Consider the following 17,104-nt stretch of genomic DNA (forward strand, 5'->3'; position numbering starts at 1 on the left):
GTTTTAGCATCCAGCTATACCATTCTGCTCCACCTTCGCTAAAGGCGCTAATAATGCTCACCCCGCCCTCGCGATAAGCGTTCACCCCCAAACCTACGTAATCCTGATGGCCAATTAAACTAACAATGGCAATCACAATCACAGCGCCCACCACCGCGATAAGATAGGGATTTTTTAGGGTATGTTTAAATAGATCTTTGAAGATGAAGGTGGTTTCGCCAAACAAAAATCCGGCAATACCAAAAGCAATCGAGGCCAGCAGCACTTTGCCTAATAACAGCAAATCAACATGGACTAAATGGTGAAATAACATCACATGTTCAAGAAAATCCACCTTGTATTGAGTATGCGGCGTGCCCCAAGCGGTACACACTAAATCGGCAAGAATGGCAGCAAATAAGGCGGGGATCACCGAATCAAAGCGGATCCGCCCTACCGCCAATACTTCCAAAGCAAATACCGTTGCCGCCAAGGGGGTACTAAATAGCGCGGCAAAACCGGCCGCCACACCAGCGCTAAGCAAAATTTGGTAATCGTGACCGCTTAGCTTAAAAAAACGCCCATAAGCCGCACTGCAGGCTCCGCCAATTTGCACCGCGGTACCTTCGCGCCCCGCCGAGCCACCAAATAAATGAGTCACCACCGTAGACAACAATACCAAAGGCGCCATTCGTGCAGGAATGCCCGCTCCGGGTTGATGAATCTCATCGATGATCAGGTTATTGCCGGCCTCGGCATTTTTACCAAAACGGCGATAAATAAACACCACCGCCACGCCTGCAAGTGGCAAAAAGTACAGTAAGTACGGCTTAACGGCCCGCGTATCGCTGGCCCATTCTAATAACCAAAGAAATAATGCATTCAATGAGCCCACTACCAAAGCTAGGGGGATCAGCAATAGCAACCAACGAAGCATGGTTAAGATGGATTGGGGACTATTGCGAAGAGGGCTCGACATTGCACTTCCTAAATTTACGCTGTGACTATTTTCGAGGCGCGAGTTTAACAGAAAAGATGACTGTTAATCATAACCTTAGATAACAACATATCGAAGCCGCTAATACTTGTATAGCCTTTGAGCATAAAAAAACGGGCCAAAAGGCCCGTTATAAACGAGAGCCTTAACTTACTTAGCTAAGGCGGCAAACATCTTGGCGAACTGCTGCATGCCTTCATCGAGAATGTCATCTTCAATAGTTAAGGCAGGTAAGAAACGTAATACGTTGCCGTAGAAGCCACAGGCCAACAATACCAAACCGTAGGCAGGTGCATGAGCAATAAGCGCTTGAGTGAGTTCAGTATTAGCTTGCTCAGGATCGCCGTCTTTACATAGTTCGATAGCAATCATGGCACCGGCAATACGCACTTCACTAATGTGCTGCGGGAAATCACCTTTAAGCTGGCCAAGGTAGTGCTCGAAACGCTCACCAATGTGCTGGGCGCGTGCCACTAACTGCTGTTGCTCGATTTGTTCCAGCACCGCCAAAGCCGCGGCGCAGGCAATAGGCGAGCCACCGTAAGTGCCGCCCAATCCGCCCGGTAATGGCGCGTCCATAAATTCGCTTTTACCCACTACCGCCGATAGTGGGAAGCCGCCAGCAATGCCTTTAGCCATGGTGATCAAGTCAGCTTCAATACCCGCATCTTCATGGCAGAACATTTTACCGGTGCGACCAAAACCACTTTGAATTTCATCAACAATCAAGGCAATACCGTGTTCATCACACAAGTCGCGCAGTGCTTGTAAGAAACTAGCTGGAGCTGGATAAAAACCCCCTTCACCCTGAATAGGTTCAATGATCATGGCCGCTACGTCTTGTGGTGCAATATCCACTTTAAATAAATTGTGAATAGCTTTCAGGCTTTGTTCACAGCTCACGCCATGAGCGTCCATTGGGAAAGGCACATGGTAGATTTCTCCGGCAAAGGGGCCAAACAAATGTTTATAAGGACTGATTTTGCCAGTTAAGGCCATGGTGAGGTTAGTTCGCCCATGGAAGCCACCATTAAAGGCAATCACGCCGCGACGCCCCGTTTTTGCCCGCGCAATTTTTACCGCGTTTTCTACCGCCTCGGCACCAGTGGTAACAAATATGGCTTTCTTCTCGCTCTCTCCCGGTGCCAGTTTGACTAGTTTTTCGGCTAGCGCCACTGCGCTTTCGTAGGGATTGACCATCACACAGGTATGGCTAAATTTATCAAGCTGCTGTTTTACCGCTTCCACCACTTTGGGGTGACTGTGGCCGGTATTACATACCGCAATGCCAGTGCCAAAATCGATGTAGCGTTTGCCTTCTACATCCCAAATTTCAGAGTTAAGCGCCCGCTCCACATACACCGGGTAGATATTGCCTTGACCCCGTGCGATAACGGCTTGTTTTCTTTGTTGCAATTGTTGGTTTGTCATTATCGTCTTCCTTGAATTAAGCGCTTAAGCCGCCCATGCACAAATATTTAATTTCGGTGTAATCATCTAGGCCATAGTGAGAGCCTTCGCGGCCATTACCGGATTGTTTTACCCCACCAAACGGCGCTGCGGCATTAGAAATAATACCTTCGTTAATCCCCACCATGCCGTATTCGAGCCCTTCGGCTACTCGCCACACGCGGCCAATATCGCGGGTATAAAAATACGCGGCTAAGCCATATTCTGTATCATTGGCCATGGCTAGCGCTTGCTGTTCGTCTTCAAACATAATCAGCGGTGCTACTGGACCAAAAATCTCGTTTTTGGCAATCGGCATGTCGTTGGTAACCCCAGTCATAATGGTGGCTTGGTAAAACTGCGGACCAGCAGAGTCGGCTTCACCGCCACATAACACTCTGGCACCTTGCTCTAGCGAAGCCTTAACCAGTTTGTCGACATCGTTCTTGGCTTGCTCGCTAATCATTGGGCCAATCGCAACCCCTTCGGCTAAACCATTACCGATTTTTAGCTCGGCAACCGCTTTGGCGAGTTTTTCGCTAAAGGCTTGGTAAACCCCTTTTTGCACTAAAAAACGGTTGGCACAAACACAGGTTTGACCGGCATTACGATACTTAGAGGCGATGGCTCCCTGTACGGCGGCGTCTAAATCGGCATCATCAAATACAATAAATGGCGCATTGCCGCCCAGCTCCATAGAGACTTTTTTAACCGTAGAAGCGCACTGAGCAATTAATTGTTTGCCCACTGCGGTAGAGCCTGTAAAGGTGAATTTGGCGACATCGGGGCTCTCGGTCAGCAATTTACCCATGCCGCGGGCGTCCTCGCCCACCACCACGTTAAATACGCCAGCTGGGATCCCTGCTTGTTCCGCGAGTTCGGCCATGGCCAAGGCCGATAGCGGCGTAAGCTGAGCGGGGCGTACCACAAAGGTACAACCGGCGGCCAGTGCGGCGGCGGCTTTACGCGCAATCATCGCATTGGGGAAGTTCCACGGCGTAACCGCAGCCACCACCCCTACCGGTTGCTTCACCACCACAATGCGCTTATCGCCACTAGGTGCAGGAATAGTATCGCCATAAACCCGCTTGGCTTCTTCGGCAAACCATTCTAAAAAAGCCGCACCATAGGCTATTTCGCCTTTGGCTTCGGCCAAAGGTTTACCTTGTTCTTGAGTCAGTATGCTGGCCAAATCATCTTGATGTTCCAACATCAATTCATACCAACGGCGTAGTAATTTGGCACGTTCATTGGCCGACGTGGCAGACCATGTTTTGAAAGCACTCTTTGCCGCGGCAATGGCGCTTGCTACGCCAGCACAGCCGGCATCATCCAGGGTGGCAATAACTTGTTGATTAGCCGGATTAGACACGCTGAACTTGTGTTCAGAGGCATACCATTGACCATTAATATAAGACTGGTTTTTTACCAAGTTTAAGTTGTTTATCGCTTCCATTGCTTGTCACTCATTTACTGGCTGAATTGCAGGTAATAGTCATTGAATATCAAAATAAAACGATGTTAAATATCAAACAATAAAACTTTAGTTTGAAGTAGATAAACCTATGTTAGATCCCAGCAATACTAAGCAGCTCAGTGAATACGATCTTCGACTACTGCGGGTATTTAAAGCGGTGGTAGAGCATGGTGGCTTTGCCGCTGCCGAGAGTAGCCTTGGGATTACCCGCTCAACGATTAGTGTGCACATGGCCAGCCTTGAAAGTCGCATGAATATTAAGCTATGCGTACGAGGCCGCAGCGGCTTTGCCCTAACAGAGCGAGGTCAGGTGGTTTATCAAGCCTGTTTGAAGCTGTTTTCTTCAATTCAGGAGTTTGGCAGCTTAGTGGATAACCTAGGTAAAACCTTAAGCGGAGAACTGGTTATCTTGTATTCCGACCTACTCGACCAACACAGCATTCACAATATTGGCCGTGCGGTGGCGGCCATTAAGAAACAAGCGCCGCGCTTATGTATCTCTTTAAATATGGAAACCGTGGCCAATATCGAGGCGGCCCTCATCAGCAACCGTGCCCATATTGGCTTTTATCCGGCCTATAGGAAAATCGACGGCTTGGTCAGCGAGGTAGTGTTTAGTGAGCAGTTGTATTTATCGGTAGCGCAAAGCTCCGAGCTTTATCATGTGGACGACCAAGACATCGACGAAAAGCTGTTAGCTCAGTATTCGGCGATCCACCCAGGCATCGAGTTAAACCCAATGGGCCGTGATTTATTAGCCCAGCTTAATTTTGGCGCCAAGGGTTACCAGTTTGATAGCCGAGTCGCGCTGATTTTATCTGGTGCGTTTATCGGCTACCTGCCTAAGAGTGAGCTAAAACCCTACTTACAAAGCCAACAGATCCGCCTGATTAAACCCGACCAGCTACACTACCCCTTCGAGCTGAGCCTAGTGCAGAAGATGAACCCCAACGAAAAAGAAAAAGTTGCCCTAGGTATGGCCGAGTTGCAGCGGGTGTTTAAGCAACAAACCAAGCTATAGCGAAGCAATGAGGGGAAAGCCTGCAGCTTAACTCGCTAGCTGATTTTGTTTAGCTTGCATAGTGGCAATAATCGCTTGATCGGTGGCTAACATAGCGGTTTTAGACAGCTGCCCTAGTTGAGCAATACTGGCATCGGCAGACTCAAATACTATGCCTTGCTGGGCCGATACGCCATGGCCGGCCATGGCCAAAATCGCCGACTTCACCGCACTGCTTGCCCCAGTAGAAACCTTCATGGCGCAGCCTGCTTTAGCCCCGTCACAAAATACCCCCGACACATCGGCCACCATGGCGTTAATCGCTCGGTGAATAGTGGCCAAGTCGCCGCCCATCAACCAAGTTAGCGCAGCGCAAGCCCCCATTGATGCGGTGGTAGCGGCACATAGTGCCGACAGTTTGTTTTGTTGCGCCTTCACATAAATCGCCACTAAATGGCTTAACATCAATGCCCTAAGCAATTGTTCCTCGCTCAGCGCTTTTAATTCACCATAGGCCAAAATGGGCATGGTGGCAGCAATGCCCTGATTACCACTCCCCGAATTACTCATCGCAGCTAGCATCGCTCCGCCCATACGCGCATCGGAAGCGGCAGCGCCTAAACTCATCGCCTTGGTCATTAAATCATCGCTTAACAAGCCCTTAGCCACTTGCGCTTGTAGGCTTGCACCCAAGGCCAAACCATAGTGGCCACTTAAGCCCTCTTTGGCTAACTCACCATTAAGCTCGGCAGCGCGACCAATAAAAGCAATTTGCGCTAGTGGAACTTGCTCAACAAACTGCAGGATGTCGGCTAAGTTTGAATCAGGGCTCATTACCTGTTGCTGGGAAGCCTTGCCTGCCGCTTCGGCCTGATAAATAAGCTTGCCTTGATCCTTAATATACTCAAAGCGAGTATGGGCCTGAGCAATACACACTTCTACCTCGCGCCCGCCAAAGCCAGCAATCACCACGGTAAACAGGACATCTTCGCTATCGCACATGCTAAGCGACACTTTATTCTGACTAACAAGTTGTTTGGCTTGAGTTAAAGCGGGCTTTGACACATTGGCTAATACTTGCAAACCTAAATCAGCATCGCCTCCGGTAGCGCCTAGAGCCGCGGCCATAATAAGCCCAGTTTGGCCGGTGCCGGGAATGAACACACCCATGCCATTTTTGTAGAGATTTGGGCTAACTTGAACGTGCAGATACTCTGGTTGGGCTTGTAACACTTGCGCTGCCTTAGCACTGGCTAAGGCAACGGTGACGGGTTCAGTGCAGCCTAATGCGGGTACGACTTGTTGTTGAACCAAAGCGATGTATTGCTGCCAATTTTTCATGAGAATGTCTGCTTAAGAAACCTAAACTCAGTGTACCCACCAAGGCGCAGAAAAATATGGCGAGTTTTTCTTAACTTAAGAATTTATTAGAAAGAAAAACTCAATATCGAAATATAATTAGTGGTATTTACTCAAGTGAGCACTACCAGTCGATACCTTGGCGCGCCTTTACTCCCGCTTCAAAGGCATGTTTAACATTTTTCACTTCGGATACAGTATCGGCGATTTCGATCAGTTTACGATGACATGCGCGCCCGGTTACTACTACGCTTTGTTCGGCCGGTCGATTGGCGATGGCGCTAACCACTTCGTCTACATCCAAATAGTCATAACTAAGCATGTAAGTGAGTTCATCAAGTAATACCAAGTAAATGGAAGGATCACTCAACCATTGCTTACAACGCTGCCATACCTCTTGAGCTGCTTGAGTATCCAACTCGCGGTTTTGGGTTTCCCAAGTAAAACCGGTAGACATCACGGCAAATTCCACCTGATGTTGCTCCAATAAATTGCGCTCTCCGCAGTCCCATCCGCCCTTGATAAACTGGCCAACGCAAGCCTTATAACCATGACCGGTAGCACGTAATACGTTGCCAAAGCCGGCGGTGGATTTCCCCTTACCATTACCAGTAATCACCAACAGCAAACCCTTCTCGATTTGCGCTTGCTCGATTTTTTGATCCACTTGGTCTTTGATTTTTTGCTGACGTTGTTGATGTTTTTGTTGGTCTTTACTCATCCCTGCCTTCTCATTTTATGTTGTTAGGGGCTAGTTTAGCCTGAGCGAAACCCGCTAAACCAGCACTGTTTCGCTAGAATACCAATAAACCTTTGGGTATAGTGCCCACTTGATAAATGATGGACGCTTCTATGCTTAAAGATAACCCTCTATTAGCGCAGCTTAAACAGCAAATTAGAGAAACCATTCCCACCGTTGAAGGTGTGGTAAAAGCAACCGAAAAGAACTTTGGGTTTCTTCAGACTGACAATAAAAAAAGCTACTTTATTGCGCCACCCATGATGAAGAAGCTGGTTCACGGTGACCGTATTACCGCAGCGCTTCGCGAAGACAAAGGCAAGGAATCTGCCGAGCCAGAAAGTTTAGTCGAAGCCGCTCTCGACACCTTTGTGGCACGGGTTAAATTTGTCGACAAACGCACCAAGCTGAAGGTCGACCATCCGCTCATCAATAACTTGCTTAATGCTAGAGTGAAAAAAGATCAGGGAATCACTATCAACGAGGGTGACTGGGTAATGGCCAAATTACTCAAACACGCACTCAACGAGCAACATTTCCAGGCAGAAATCATTAAGCACATTGCCGACAAAGACGACAATTTTGCCCGCTGGAAAGCGACTACCGCCAAGCACGACTTAGCCTGGGACCAGCCCGATGTTGCCGATGAATTACAAATTATTGATCAAGACTGTGAGCGCAAAGACTTAAGCCAACAACTGTTTTTTACTATCGATGGTGACAATACCAAAGATATGGATGACGCCATTGCTGTCAGTAAGCAAAGCGATCATTGGTTATTGCAAGTGGCGATTGCCGATCCTAGCGCTTACATCAGCAGTGGTAGTCAATTAGAGCTGGCAGCCAAACAACGCGCCTTCACTCTGTACTTGCCCGCGCGCACCGTGCCGATGATGCCCAGCCAACTGGCTAATGATTATTGCTCCCTGCAGGCCGAGCAAACTCGCCCAGCATTAGTTTGCCAAATGAAAATCGCCTTCGATGGTCTGTTACTCGACGGTGCGGAGTTCTATTTAGCGACAGTGCAATCAAAACACCGACTCAGCTATCAACAGGTGTCAGACTTTATTGAGCAGAATAACCAAGACTTTGCTGACCAGCCGGACTTAGTTGAAGCGCTGCGCCAGCTTAATGAACTTAGCCAGCAGCGGCATCAATGGCGCGCTGAGCATACTTCTGTATTTGGCGATCAATCCGATTATGAGTTTGTGTTAGATAACAAAGGACAGGTAATCGATATTCTTCGCCAAGCTCGGCGCAGCGCCAATAAAATGGTAGAAGAAGCCATGGTAGCGGCCAATATATGTGGTGGACGTTTCCTGGATGAGCACTTGGGTTATGGGGTATTTAGTTGTCACTCAGGTTTTAAACCAGAAAAACTCGACAGCTTGGTAGAATTACTGGCTAAATTCGACATCACGGTAGAAAAACAGCGTTTAACCGAGCTAGATTACTTTTGCCAATTAAGACGTCAGATTACCGCCAGTGAAAACAAAACCCTAGATCAATTAGTTAAACGTCACTACAACTTTGGGGTTTATCAGCCGCAGGGCTTAGCTCACTTTGGTTTAGGTGAGCCCAAGTACGCGACTTGGACTTCGCCGATAAGAAAATACAGTGATTTGTTAAACCACCGTTTAATTAAATCGGTGCTTAAAGGTGAAACACCTAGCTCTCCACTAGACGAGCAGCTAGCTGAGCATTTGGTGGATTGCCGTAAACGACAACGCATAGCCGAGCGCGAAATGGCAAACTACCTATATTGCGAATACTTTGCCGAACAAGATCCTAAGGCTGAACTAGAAGCTGAAGTGACCAACATTAATCGTGGTGGTTTAAATATTCGTTTACTCGCCAGCGGCGCTTCTGCATTTATTCCTAAATCGAAACTGGCAGAGGATAAAGAAGAGCTGACTATTGATAGTGAAATGGGCAGCTTGAGCAATAAAGAACGACAGTATCAGCTAGGGGACGTGATCACGGTAACCATTAGCGAAGTGAAAAAGCTACAACAAAGCATTGTGGCGAGTCCTTGCTAATTAATAGATACTAAGCACAAACAAAGAGGCCAGCGTGATGCTGGCCTCTTTGTTTATATATTAATTAAAGACTTAACTAGCTTTCAATAACTTTAAATAATCGATGGCGATTTCTGCCGCTTCAGTTAAATAAGCGTCTTCTAACTCAATATCCTTTGGCGCATCTTCCAGTTTTTTCACTGGCTCTAAACCTAGACGTTGTAAACGTTCATTTAAGCGCTCTAGCTGCTGCTGTTCTTTTTCATCGCGCAGAGCAATACGAGTTTTCTCATTTAAGCTAATTGAAGTGGTATCTTTATCTTTACGATACTCAGCTATGTCGCTAATGATGTACTGAAACTCTGGATCATGTTCGATTCTCGCCAAGTGCTTGTTATTTAAAGGCGCAATGTACGAACTTAAGTCAGCAATAGTATGGTAATCCGCAGCTTTAATTTTATCCCAAGGCAAGGCATTATCCTCAACACTTTCCCCGGTTTCTTCAGGCGGAAGCGCCGCAGGATAAGCAATATCTGGAATCACGCCACGGTGCTGAGTGCTGCCACCGTTAATTCGGTAAAACTTAGCAATGGTGTACTGCACGTGACCTAGCTCATTTTCGTACAAATCATAAATACGACCTAAGCCTCGGTGTTGTTGCACCGTGCCTTTACCATAACTGTGCTCACCGATAACAATCGCCCGACCGTAATCTTGTAGGGCCGCAGCAAAAATTTCGGAAGCAGAAGCACTGTAACGGTCAATCAATACCACCATCGGGTCACGATAGGTCACCGAATTACTGGTATCGTTATTGACGCTGATCCGTCCTAACTGATCACGAACTTGTACCACCGGCCCCTGCGGAATAAACAAACCGGTTAAAGCAGTAGCTTCGGTTAATGCACCGCCGCCGTTACCTCTAAGGTCAACCACTAGCGAGCTAATACCCTGTTGTTTAAGCTTATCCAGTTCTTTGGCCGCATCTTCGCTCAAGTTGACGTAGAAGCTAGGCACGGTAAGCACCCCTACCTTCTCGCCTTCCAGCTCAAGCACTTCACTTTTGGCAGCACGATCTTCCAAGCGTACTTTGTCACGAACGATATCAACAATCTTAGTTTTACCATCCACCTTGCCACCGGCAGACAGCACTTCCAAACGTACGGTTGTTCCTTTCGGACCTTTAATTAAATCCACCACATCGTCTAGTCGCCAACCAATGATGTCGACTATTTCGTCCTCACCTTGGGCTACACCAACGATTTTATCATCTGGACCAAGCTGGTTACTTAAGGCAGCCGGCCCACCAGGTACTAGGCTACGAATAACGGTGTATTCATCTTCGCCTTGCAGCACTGCACCAATGCCTTCTAAGGAAAGATTCATTTCCATTTTAAAGCGTTCGGCAGTGCGTGGGGAAAGGTAACTTGTATGAGGTTCAATGCTACGAGAATAGGCATTCATAGCGGTTTGAAATACGTCTTCACTTTCAGTTTGCACCAGTCGTTTAATTGCACTGTTATAGCGCTTGGCTAACACTTCGACGATTTTGTCGTGCTCGCGCCCAGCCAGTTTCAAACTCAAAGCGTCATATTTAACTTTTAGTCGCCATAACTCTTTAATTTCAGCTTGGGTCTTAGGCCATTCAGCTTCTCTACGATCAAACTGATATTGTTCGTCTATGCTGAAGTCCATGGTGTCATCGATGACCTGCAGCGAGTAAACCAACTGTTGATAACGGCGGCGTAACGACAAATCAAACATGGCAAAAAGCGGCTCTAAACGGCCCGCTGGAATATCTTGATCGAGACTATAACGGTAGCGTTCGAAGCGGCGTATATCTTCTTCTAAAAATAAGCTACGGTTGCTGTCTAGATGTTCAATATACTTATCAAATATTTTGCTAGAGAGCTGATCATCGAAGGGCACACTACGATAGTGAGAGCGGGTGTATAAGGCACTGATTCTTTTTGCTGCTGTTGCGTGTTGGCTCTGCTGGCTTAAAGTTGGAAGCGCATCCTCACCTAAGATCGGCGTTTGCGCCAACAACAGCGTTGAAAAACTAAAAGTTAAAAAAAATAGCCCTAAACGGCTCAAATATTTCATAGGCACCTATCTCATTACCAAATCAATTATGCAACGATGTGTTCAGCTTTAACTTTAACTAACATACCGCTTTTCAATGTAACTGCAATGCCATCTTTTGTGACTTCAGAGATTTGACCAGGCATGGGTGTTTTACCGACTAATACCCGTACCTCTTTACCAGCCACCAAGTCTTTACTGTCTAGTTTTTCAACTGGCTTTGGTTCTGCAACCGGCTTAGTTGAACTTGGTTTAGGTTTGCTAGTACGTTTGAAATCCGCTTTTGCTTTAGCCGCAGGCTTAGCCTTATTGGCTTTTTCGGCTTGCGCCTTTTTATTTGCAAATGCTTTATCTTTGCTTTCTTTCAAGGTTTTTTGTGCATGTTCTACATGCTCTTGCTCGATTTCTGCGCCTTCAACACCGTCTAAGTCAACACGCTTAGAGCCAACTTTAACGCCATGTAGGTAACGCCAGCTAGACGTATATTGACGCAACGCAGAGCGTAATACGGTATTACTCACTTTCTCGTCTTCTTTAAGACGCTCGGCTAAGTCCTGAAAAATACCAATTTTAAGTGGCTTGGCTTCACCTTCTGTAGAAAAACAGTTGGGGAATTGCGTTGCCAAATATTGAATAACTTCTTTGCTATTTTTCAGTTTATTAGTTTGTTCCATGATGACCTTTCTTATACATCTTTACTGGTACAGCTACACGGCTGATTTCGGCTATTATAGTGAGCGTATATTGAAAAGCCATTAAAAATGCTCTTCTCCGAGTTTATTTTCCAACAGCTTAACTAAATACTCGATGCCTACTTGGTCGGTTTCGTCGAAGCGGGACGCTTGTGGACTGTCTATATCAATCACCCCAAAAAGTTGTCCATTACGGTAAAACGGAACCACTATTTCAGACTCACTAGCCGCATCACAGGCAATATGACCGGGAAAGGCATGAACATCTGCCACCCTTAACGTACGCGCTTGTTGGAATGCTTCTCCGCACACACCTTTACCCACGGCAATTGTGGTACAAGCAGGTTTACCTTGAAATGGGCCTAAAAATAATTGCTCTTTAGTGGAACTGATGAGGTAACTACCGACCCAATTAATATTATCCATTTCTAACCACAATAAGGCCGAAAAATTAGCTAAGTTAGACACCAACGGTAATTTAGGGTCGAGAATGGCGTCTAACTGTTTACCTAAGGTCTGATAGGCTGCTGATAACTGTTCCACCTATTCACCCACCTGTTCTAACATTGATACCTCAAACTCCTGTCCTTTTAATACTTTTTGTAGCGCATCTCGTTGTGTCGATAAGTAAAAACCAAGGTTTTCCGCCTGTTGTTCGCTTAAGTCAGGCTCGGCATGACGAATCATTAAGGTAAGTTGATCTGCCACATCCAGCATTTTGTCGTAGTTGTCCGCCTCTTTTTTTGAACTAAAAGTCATTTTTTCTACACCGTTGCGTTCGACGACATATTTAATAATTACAGCCACCGCTGCCTCCGCTTACTGTTTTTATATACAGGGTAGTATGCATCAATAACATTTAAACTACTAGGGTCTGTTAACCTTTCGAAGTTAGAATTTATTCAAATTAAAAGCCATTTAATTGAGGCGTAGCGAGTAATGTATAGTTACTCTATATAAACGAGCTACAACAAAGAGTAAATGGCTTTTAAATGAACCCTTCGGGCAGCCTGTGTTTGGCTTTTCTACGGTGTTATCGCCTATTTACATAGAATAACTATGCTACACAGGCTCTGCCTTGTATAAAAGCCAAACACTCAGCTGCAAAAGTTAACGCAAAAGGTCAACAGACCCTAATGCCAAATTTGTTCAGCACAGTGAGCTAGATTTCGCTAATATAACCATCATGGAAACTCCTGATATATCAAAGCTAACTATCTGTCCCAGCTGCGACTTATTGATCGAAGCAGGCCATCTATGCCAATCTGGGCAGATATTGGTGTGCCCGCGCTGTAAACACCGCTTATGTCGAGGAAGTAAACCACGCTTTTCCAGCCAGCTAGCTTTGGCGCTATGCTGCCTGATTATGGTGATACTGGCTAACACTTACCCCTTACTTAGCTTTTCATTTTTAAATATTCCCAGCTCCGCTAACATTCTTCGGGGAACCTTATTACTGTTAGATCACGGCTATTATCTAGTTGGGTTTTGTGTATTTTTGGCTAGTTTTATCGCACCAATCTTATTATTTAGTCTGGTCTGTTACACCTCATTTTCTTTGAGCATTGCTTGGAAATCACCATGGCTCGCTACCGCCCTGCACTTTCAAGAAGATCTGATTCACTGGAGCATGATAGAAGTGTACATCGTGAGCTTTTTAGTCGCCTTGGTAAAACTGGTGGATTTTGCCGAAATCCACCTTGGCTATGGCCTTTGGTGTATCTGCATTACCTTATTTTTGTCCACCCGTTTAATTCAACGACTCGACCCATCTGAGTACTGGGAGCGTTATGCCGACATCCGCTAAACAAGTTGGCTTAAAGCTGTGTGGCCACTGCCACATGGTGCTACCCATGCAGCAAAGTCACTGCCAGCGCTGTCATATGCGGGTACATAGTCGCATTCCTCAAAGCACCCAGCGCTGCTGGGCGTTTATAATTGCCGCCTGTATTGGTTTATTCCCGGCAAATTTAATGGCCATTACCGTTCTCACTACTCGCGGTGCTCCTCAGTACGAAACCATTATGTCGGGGGTGATTAGCCTGATTAAAGACGATATGGTCAGTATTGCTATCGTGGTCTTTGTTGCCAGCATCGTGGTTCCGGTGATGAAACTGCTGGGACTAATAGTGATATTACTAAGCCTGCATTTTCATGTAAATTTAGATAGCCGCCAACGTATTGTTATCTATAGAATCATAGACATAATTGGTAAGTGGTCGATGCTCGATTTATTCGTGCTGTCGATTATGATTGCGGTATTTGAGCGTAATAACTTGGTCGGTGTAGAAGCCGGCCCCGGGGCCACCGCCTTTGGTGCGGTGGTAATGCTAACGCTGTTTGCTGCTAAGTCTTTTGACACACGTTTAATATGGGATGCCCAACTTGAATAACGCCAGTGCGCCAGAGATAAAAAAAGAAAAAGTCATCTCCCCTATTTGGCTCTTACCTACCCTGGCTGTATTGCTCGGAGCATGGCTGTTATTTAAAGCTTGGTCGGAAGCAGGTATTAGCATTGATATTCAATTCGACAGCGCTAAAGGCATCACCGCTGGCGAGACCCAGATATTTTATCAGGGCCTCGATATTGGCGTAGTAAAATCGGTTGAGCTGGCACCAAATTTAGAAGGTGTTATTGTTAACGCAGAAATCAAAAGAGAAGCAGAAACATTACTCACCGCCGATAGCCAATTCTGGCTGGTTACTCCTAAAGCATCAATCACAGAAATCAGTGGATTAGACGCCTTGGTGTCGGGTAACTACATCGAGTTAAACCCCGGCAATGGCAAGCCCAGTGAACATTTTGTGGCCTTGAGTGAACCACCTAACATTATTCGCGGTAAAGGGCTTAATCTGCGCCTGCTGGCAGACAACTTAGGCTCATTAACTATAGGCTCTGGTGTTTACTTCAAAAAAATTCGCGTAGGCGAAGTACAGCGCTACCAGCTCAATCAACAGCAGCAGGTAGAATTTGATATCTTAATCAAACCGCAGTTTGCCGACTTGGTGAAACAAGATAGCCGCTTTTGGAACGTAAGCGGCTTTAAAGCCGATATTTCTTTAGATGGCGTGCAAATAGACAGCGAAAGCTTGGCTAGTGTGATTAGTGGCGGTGTCAGTTTCGATAGCCCCGCACGGTCGCAACAGGCCGAAGCCAGCCAGCAATTTACCCTATTTGATAATCTCAAGAGTTCCCAGCGCGGAACCCCCATTAGCATCAGCATGCAACAGCAAAACGGCCTAGTAGCCAAACACAGTAAATTGCTGTACCGCGGCAACGTAGTGGGCTTTATCAATGATATTGAGATCAGTGACGATCATCAGCAGTTTCAAGCCAATGCGCTAATCGAACCTAAGTATGAAGACCTATTCACCGAGAACAGTCAGCTACTGCTGCTACAGCCCGATATTAGCCTAAACGGTGTAAAAAACCTCAGTGCACTGATTGGGGCTAAACAAATTGAGGTTTTTTCCGCTGATGGCCCGCTAGCAAAGAATTTTAGGCTAAGCCTAGAGCCTCCTGCTCCTGCTGGTAGTCGAGTCTTTAGCCTAACTAGCGATGAACTAAACGGTGTGACTAAAGACAGTCCAATTCTCTACAAAGGTTTAAACATTGGTAAAGTGAACGCAGTACAAGTACAGAATAAAAAATTCCAACTCAAGGCTTATATTCATGCCGAATACCGCGATTTACTTACCCAATACAGCCGTTTCTACCAACAAAGCCCCTTAGAAATTGCCGCCGATTTTAACGGCATTAGCGTAGAAAGCTCAGGATTATCGGGTTTTATTCAAAGCCCAATCATGCTGTTGCCAGGGCTGTCTGATTCGCCAGCTACTCAGCATAACTTTAAGCTTTACCAGAATAAAAAAGCCGCCGAGCTATCCAAGGGGAAAACCCTAAAACCCCTTAAACTAAGCTTAAGTACCGACTATTTAGGCTCAATAGCGGAAGGTGTTCCGGTGCTCTATCGTCGAGTTCCGGTGGGTAAAGTCAGCGGATATCAATTACAAACCGATGGCCAGATAGTAGTCAGCTTACATATTGATGGTAGTTATAAACATTTGGTTACCGACAGCAGTCGTTTCTGGCATGCCTCAGGGATTGAAGTGAAAGCCAGTTTAGAAGGTTTGTCGATAAACAGCGAATCACTAAAAGCCTTAGTGATGGGTGGAGTTAGCTTCGATAATTTTGATGAGTTGGCCAAAGAGAGTATCCCTACGCTCTATCGTAGCAAGCAAGACGCCACTAGACGCCACCTTGCTATCGAGCTAAGTACCAACAATAGTGAAGGCATTTATGCCAATATGCCAATTAAATATAAAGGCCAACAAATAGGTAAAATTGACTCGCTACGTTTTAGCGAAGATCTAAAAACCCTCTATGCTAAAGCCGATCTGGACTTTCCTTACTATCGCGATTTCGCACGAGCAGGCAGTCGCTACTGGCAGGAAAGTGCCTCTATTAGCCTCAGCTCGGTGAAAAACCTAGACACCTTAGTCAAAGGTGATTTTATTAATGCCCTTCCAGGCAAAGGTAAACCGACGCTGAATTTTCCACTGTTTCAGCAAGCCCCAGAGAGTGACCAGAATAGCTTGCACCTTTGGTTAAGCAGTCGCCATTTTGGGTCATTAAAAATCGGTAGCCCAGTACTGTACAAACAGTTCCAAGTCGGCAAAGTTGATGACGCTAAGCTCGCTGCCGACGGCTCGCAAATATTAGCTCGCTTAAGTATCACTAGTGAATACCGCCATTTAGTTCGCCAAAACAGCGTATTTTGGAACGCCTCCGGTGTAGACCTTAAATTCGGTTTGGGTGGCGCCGATATTCGTCTCGATTCCGTCGAGACTTTATTAACTGGCGGTATCGCCTTCGCGACTCCTGACGACAAACCTTACGCTAGTGCAGCGCAGGACCAAGATAAATTTGAATTACAGTCCACATACGAGGAAAAATGGCTACAATGGAGCCCATCGATTGAGCCATAAACTTTGTAATTTTGACTAAAACAATTAAATTTCCAGCCAAATTCATTGAACGCATTGAGCAAGATCTGCCTAGTGATTTGAGTTTGGCTAGCTTTAAAGCCATCTGCCAGCAAGCAATGCGTAAAAGTATTCGAGTGAATACCTTAAAGATCAGGGTGGAAGACTTCAAAACCCTAGCTGCACAATTAGCTTGGCAACTTAGTCCCATTCCTTGGTGTGATGCTGGCTTTTGGATAGAGCGCCAAGATGAGTCCATTGCCTTGGGTAATACCGCCGAACACAATGCAGGCTTATTTTACATTCAAGAAGCCAGCTCGATG

General features: G+C 46.2%; 14 protein-coding genes and 1 pseudogene. 6 read left to right on the plus strand and 9 right to left on the minus strand.

Annotated features, from left to right (window positions below):
• The 3 genes from ACQY6Q_RS11650 to ACQY6Q_RS11660 all read right to left on the minus strand — a co-directional run.
• On the minus strand, positions 1 to 958 hold a 958-nt coding region (locus ACQY6Q_RS11650; RefSeq protein WP_427981621.1), incomplete at its 3' end, for a chloride channel protein.
• A gap of 168 nt (positions 959 to 1,126) precedes the next feature.
• Positions 1,127 to 2,407 carry a 4-aminobutyrate--2-oxoglutarate transaminase gene (gene gabT / locus ACQY6Q_RS11655; RefSeq protein ID WP_427981623.1) on the minus strand — a complete coding sequence of 427 codons (1,281 nt, stop codon included), beginning with the start codon at positions 2,405 to 2,407 and terminating at the stop codon, positions 1,127 to 1,129.
• A gap of 16 nt (positions 2,408 to 2,423) precedes the next feature.
• A complete protein-coding gene (locus ACQY6Q_RS11660) occupies positions 2,424 to 3,881 on the minus strand; it encodes an NAD-dependent succinate-semialdehyde dehydrogenase (RefSeq protein WP_427981626.1) in 1,458 nt (485 codons plus the stop codon).
• Between the two features lie 109 nt (positions 3,882 to 3,990).
• Between ACQY6Q_RS11660 and ACQY6Q_RS11665 the strand changes: the two genes are divergently transcribed.
• Positions 3,991 to 4,923: a LysR family transcriptional regulator gene (locus ACQY6Q_RS11665; RefSeq protein WP_427981628.1), complete on the plus strand. Its 933-nt coding sequence runs from the start codon at positions 3,991 to 3,993 to the stop codon at positions 4,921 to 4,923.
• Between the two features lie 27 nt (positions 4,924 to 4,950).
• Here ACQY6Q_RS11665 and ACQY6Q_RS11670 read toward each other — a convergent pair whose 3' ends face one another.
• Together ACQY6Q_RS11670 and cobO are read right to left on the minus strand one after the other, a co-directional pair.
• Positions 4,951 to 6,243, minus strand: coding sequence for a serine dehydratase subunit alpha family protein (locus ACQY6Q_RS11670; protein WP_427981630.1), 1,293 nt, complete (start codon positions 6,241 to 6,243; stop codon positions 4,951 to 4,953).
• Positions 6,244 to 6,385: 142 nt separating this feature from the next.
• Positions 6,386 to 6,982 (minus strand): cob(I)yrinic acid a,c-diamide adenosyltransferase, encoded by a 597-nt coding sequence (cobO, locus tag ACQY6Q_RS11675; RefSeq protein WP_427981632.1) that lies wholly within the window; start codon positions 6,980 to 6,982, stop codon positions 6,386 to 6,388.
• Positions 6,983 to 7,113: 131 nt separating this feature from the next.
• Here cobO and ACQY6Q_RS11680 point away from each other — a divergent pair, with 131 nt between their 5' ends.
• Positions 7,114 to 9,039 carry an exoribonuclease II gene (locus ACQY6Q_RS11680; protein WP_427981634.1) on the plus strand — a complete coding sequence of 642 codons (1,926 nt, stop codon included), beginning with the start codon at positions 7,114 to 7,116 and terminating at the stop codon, positions 9,037 to 9,039.
• A 72-nt stretch (positions 9,040 to 9,111) separates the two neighbouring features.
• Here the strand turns inward: ACQY6Q_RS11680 and prc are convergent, their stop codons facing one another.
• The 4 genes from prc to ACQY6Q_RS11700 form a co-directional block, all read right to left on the minus strand.
• Positions 9,112 to 11,124, minus strand: coding sequence for a carboxy terminal-processing peptidase (prc, locus tag ACQY6Q_RS11685; RefSeq protein ID WP_427981637.1), 2,013 nt, complete (start codon positions 11,122 to 11,124; stop codon positions 9,112 to 9,114).
• A gap of 26 nt (positions 11,125 to 11,150) precedes the next feature.
• Entirely contained in the window at positions 11,151 to 11,777 is a 627-nt protein-coding gene (gene proQ, locus ACQY6Q_RS11690) for an RNA chaperone ProQ (RefSeq protein ID WP_427981639.1), read from the minus strand.
• Positions 11,778 to 11,858: 81 nt separating this feature from the next.
• A complete protein-coding gene (locus ACQY6Q_RS11695) occupies positions 11,859 to 12,338 on the minus strand; it encodes a GAF domain-containing protein (RefSeq protein ID WP_427981641.1) in 480 nt (159 codons plus the stop codon).
• Positions 12,339 to 12,602 (minus strand): YebG family protein, encoded by a 264-nt coding sequence (locus ACQY6Q_RS11700; RefSeq protein ID WP_427981643.1) that lies wholly within the window; start codon positions 12,600 to 12,602, stop codon positions 12,339 to 12,341. It abuts the gene before it with no gap.
• A gap of 379 nt (positions 12,603 to 12,981) precedes the next feature.
• Between ACQY6Q_RS11700 and ACQY6Q_RS11705 the strand changes: the two genes are divergently transcribed.
• From ACQY6Q_RS11705 to yebU, 4 genes and pseudogenes are all read left to right on the plus strand, one after another.
• Positions 12,982 to 13,602 (plus strand): paraquat-inducible protein A, encoded by a 621-nt coding sequence (locus ACQY6Q_RS11705; RefSeq protein WP_427981645.1) that lies wholly within the window; start codon positions 12,982 to 12,984, stop codon positions 13,600 to 13,602.
• Positions 13,586 to 14,188, plus strand: coding sequence for a paraquat-inducible protein A (locus ACQY6Q_RS11710; protein ID WP_427981646.1), 603 nt, complete (start codon positions 13,586 to 13,588; stop codon positions 14,186 to 14,188). The genes ACQY6Q_RS11705 and ACQY6Q_RS11710 overlap by 17 nt, the downstream gene beginning before the upstream one ends.
• Positions 14,181 to 16,784, plus strand: coding sequence for an MlaD family protein (locus tag ACQY6Q_RS11715; RefSeq protein WP_427981648.1), 2,604 nt, complete (start codon positions 14,181 to 14,183; stop codon positions 16,782 to 16,784). The genes ACQY6Q_RS11710 and ACQY6Q_RS11715 overlap by 8 nt, the downstream gene beginning before the upstream one ends.
• A gap of 11 nt (positions 16,785 to 16,795) precedes the next feature.
• Positions 16,796 to 17,104: pseudogene (yebU, locus tag ACQY6Q_RS11720) on the plus strand (16S rRNA (cytosine(1407)-C(5))-methyltransferase RsmF); the annotation flags it as partial.

Source organism: Agarivorans sp., from assembly GCF_050295395.1.
GTDB lineage: Bacteria > Pseudomonadota > Gammaproteobacteria > Enterobacterales > Celerinatantimonadaceae > Agarivorans.

Coding starts and splice junctions, on each gene's coding strand:
- gabT (WP_427981623.1), bottom strand. CDS start 2,407: ATGACAAACCAACAATTGCAACAAAGAAAACAAGCCGTTATCGCACGG.
- ACQY6Q_RS11660 (WP_427981626.1), bottom strand. CDS start 3,881: ATGGAAGCGATAAACAACTTAAACTTGGTAAAAAACCAGTCTTATATT.
- ACQY6Q_RS11665 (WP_427981628.1), top strand. CDS start 3,991: ATGTTAGATCCCAGCAATACTAAGCAGCTCAGTGAATACGATCTTCGA.
- ACQY6Q_RS11670 (WP_427981630.1), bottom strand. CDS start 6,243: ATGAAAAATTGGCAGCAATACATCGCTTTGGTTCAACAACAAGTCGTA.
- cobO (WP_427981632.1), bottom strand. CDS start 6,982: ATGAGTAAAGACCAACAAAAACATCAACAACGTCAGCAAAAAATCAAA.
- ACQY6Q_RS11680 (WP_427981634.1), top strand. CDS start 7,114: ATGCTTAAAGATAACCCTCTATTAGCGCAGCTTAAACAGCAAATTAGA.
- prc (WP_427981637.1), bottom strand. CDS start 11,124: ATGAAATATTTGAGCCGTTTAGGGCTATTTTTTTTAACTTTTAGTTTT.
- proQ (WP_427981639.1), bottom strand. CDS start 11,777: ATGGAACAAACTAATAAACTGAAAAATAGCAAAGAAGTTATTCAATAT.
- ACQY6Q_RS11705 (WP_427981645.1), top strand. CDS start 12,982: ATGGAAACTCCTGATATATCAAAGCTAACTATCTGTCCCAGCTGCGAC.
- ACQY6Q_RS11710 (WP_427981646.1), top strand. CDS start 13,586: ATGCCGACATCCGCTAAACAAGTTGGCTTAAAGCTGTGTGGCCACTGC.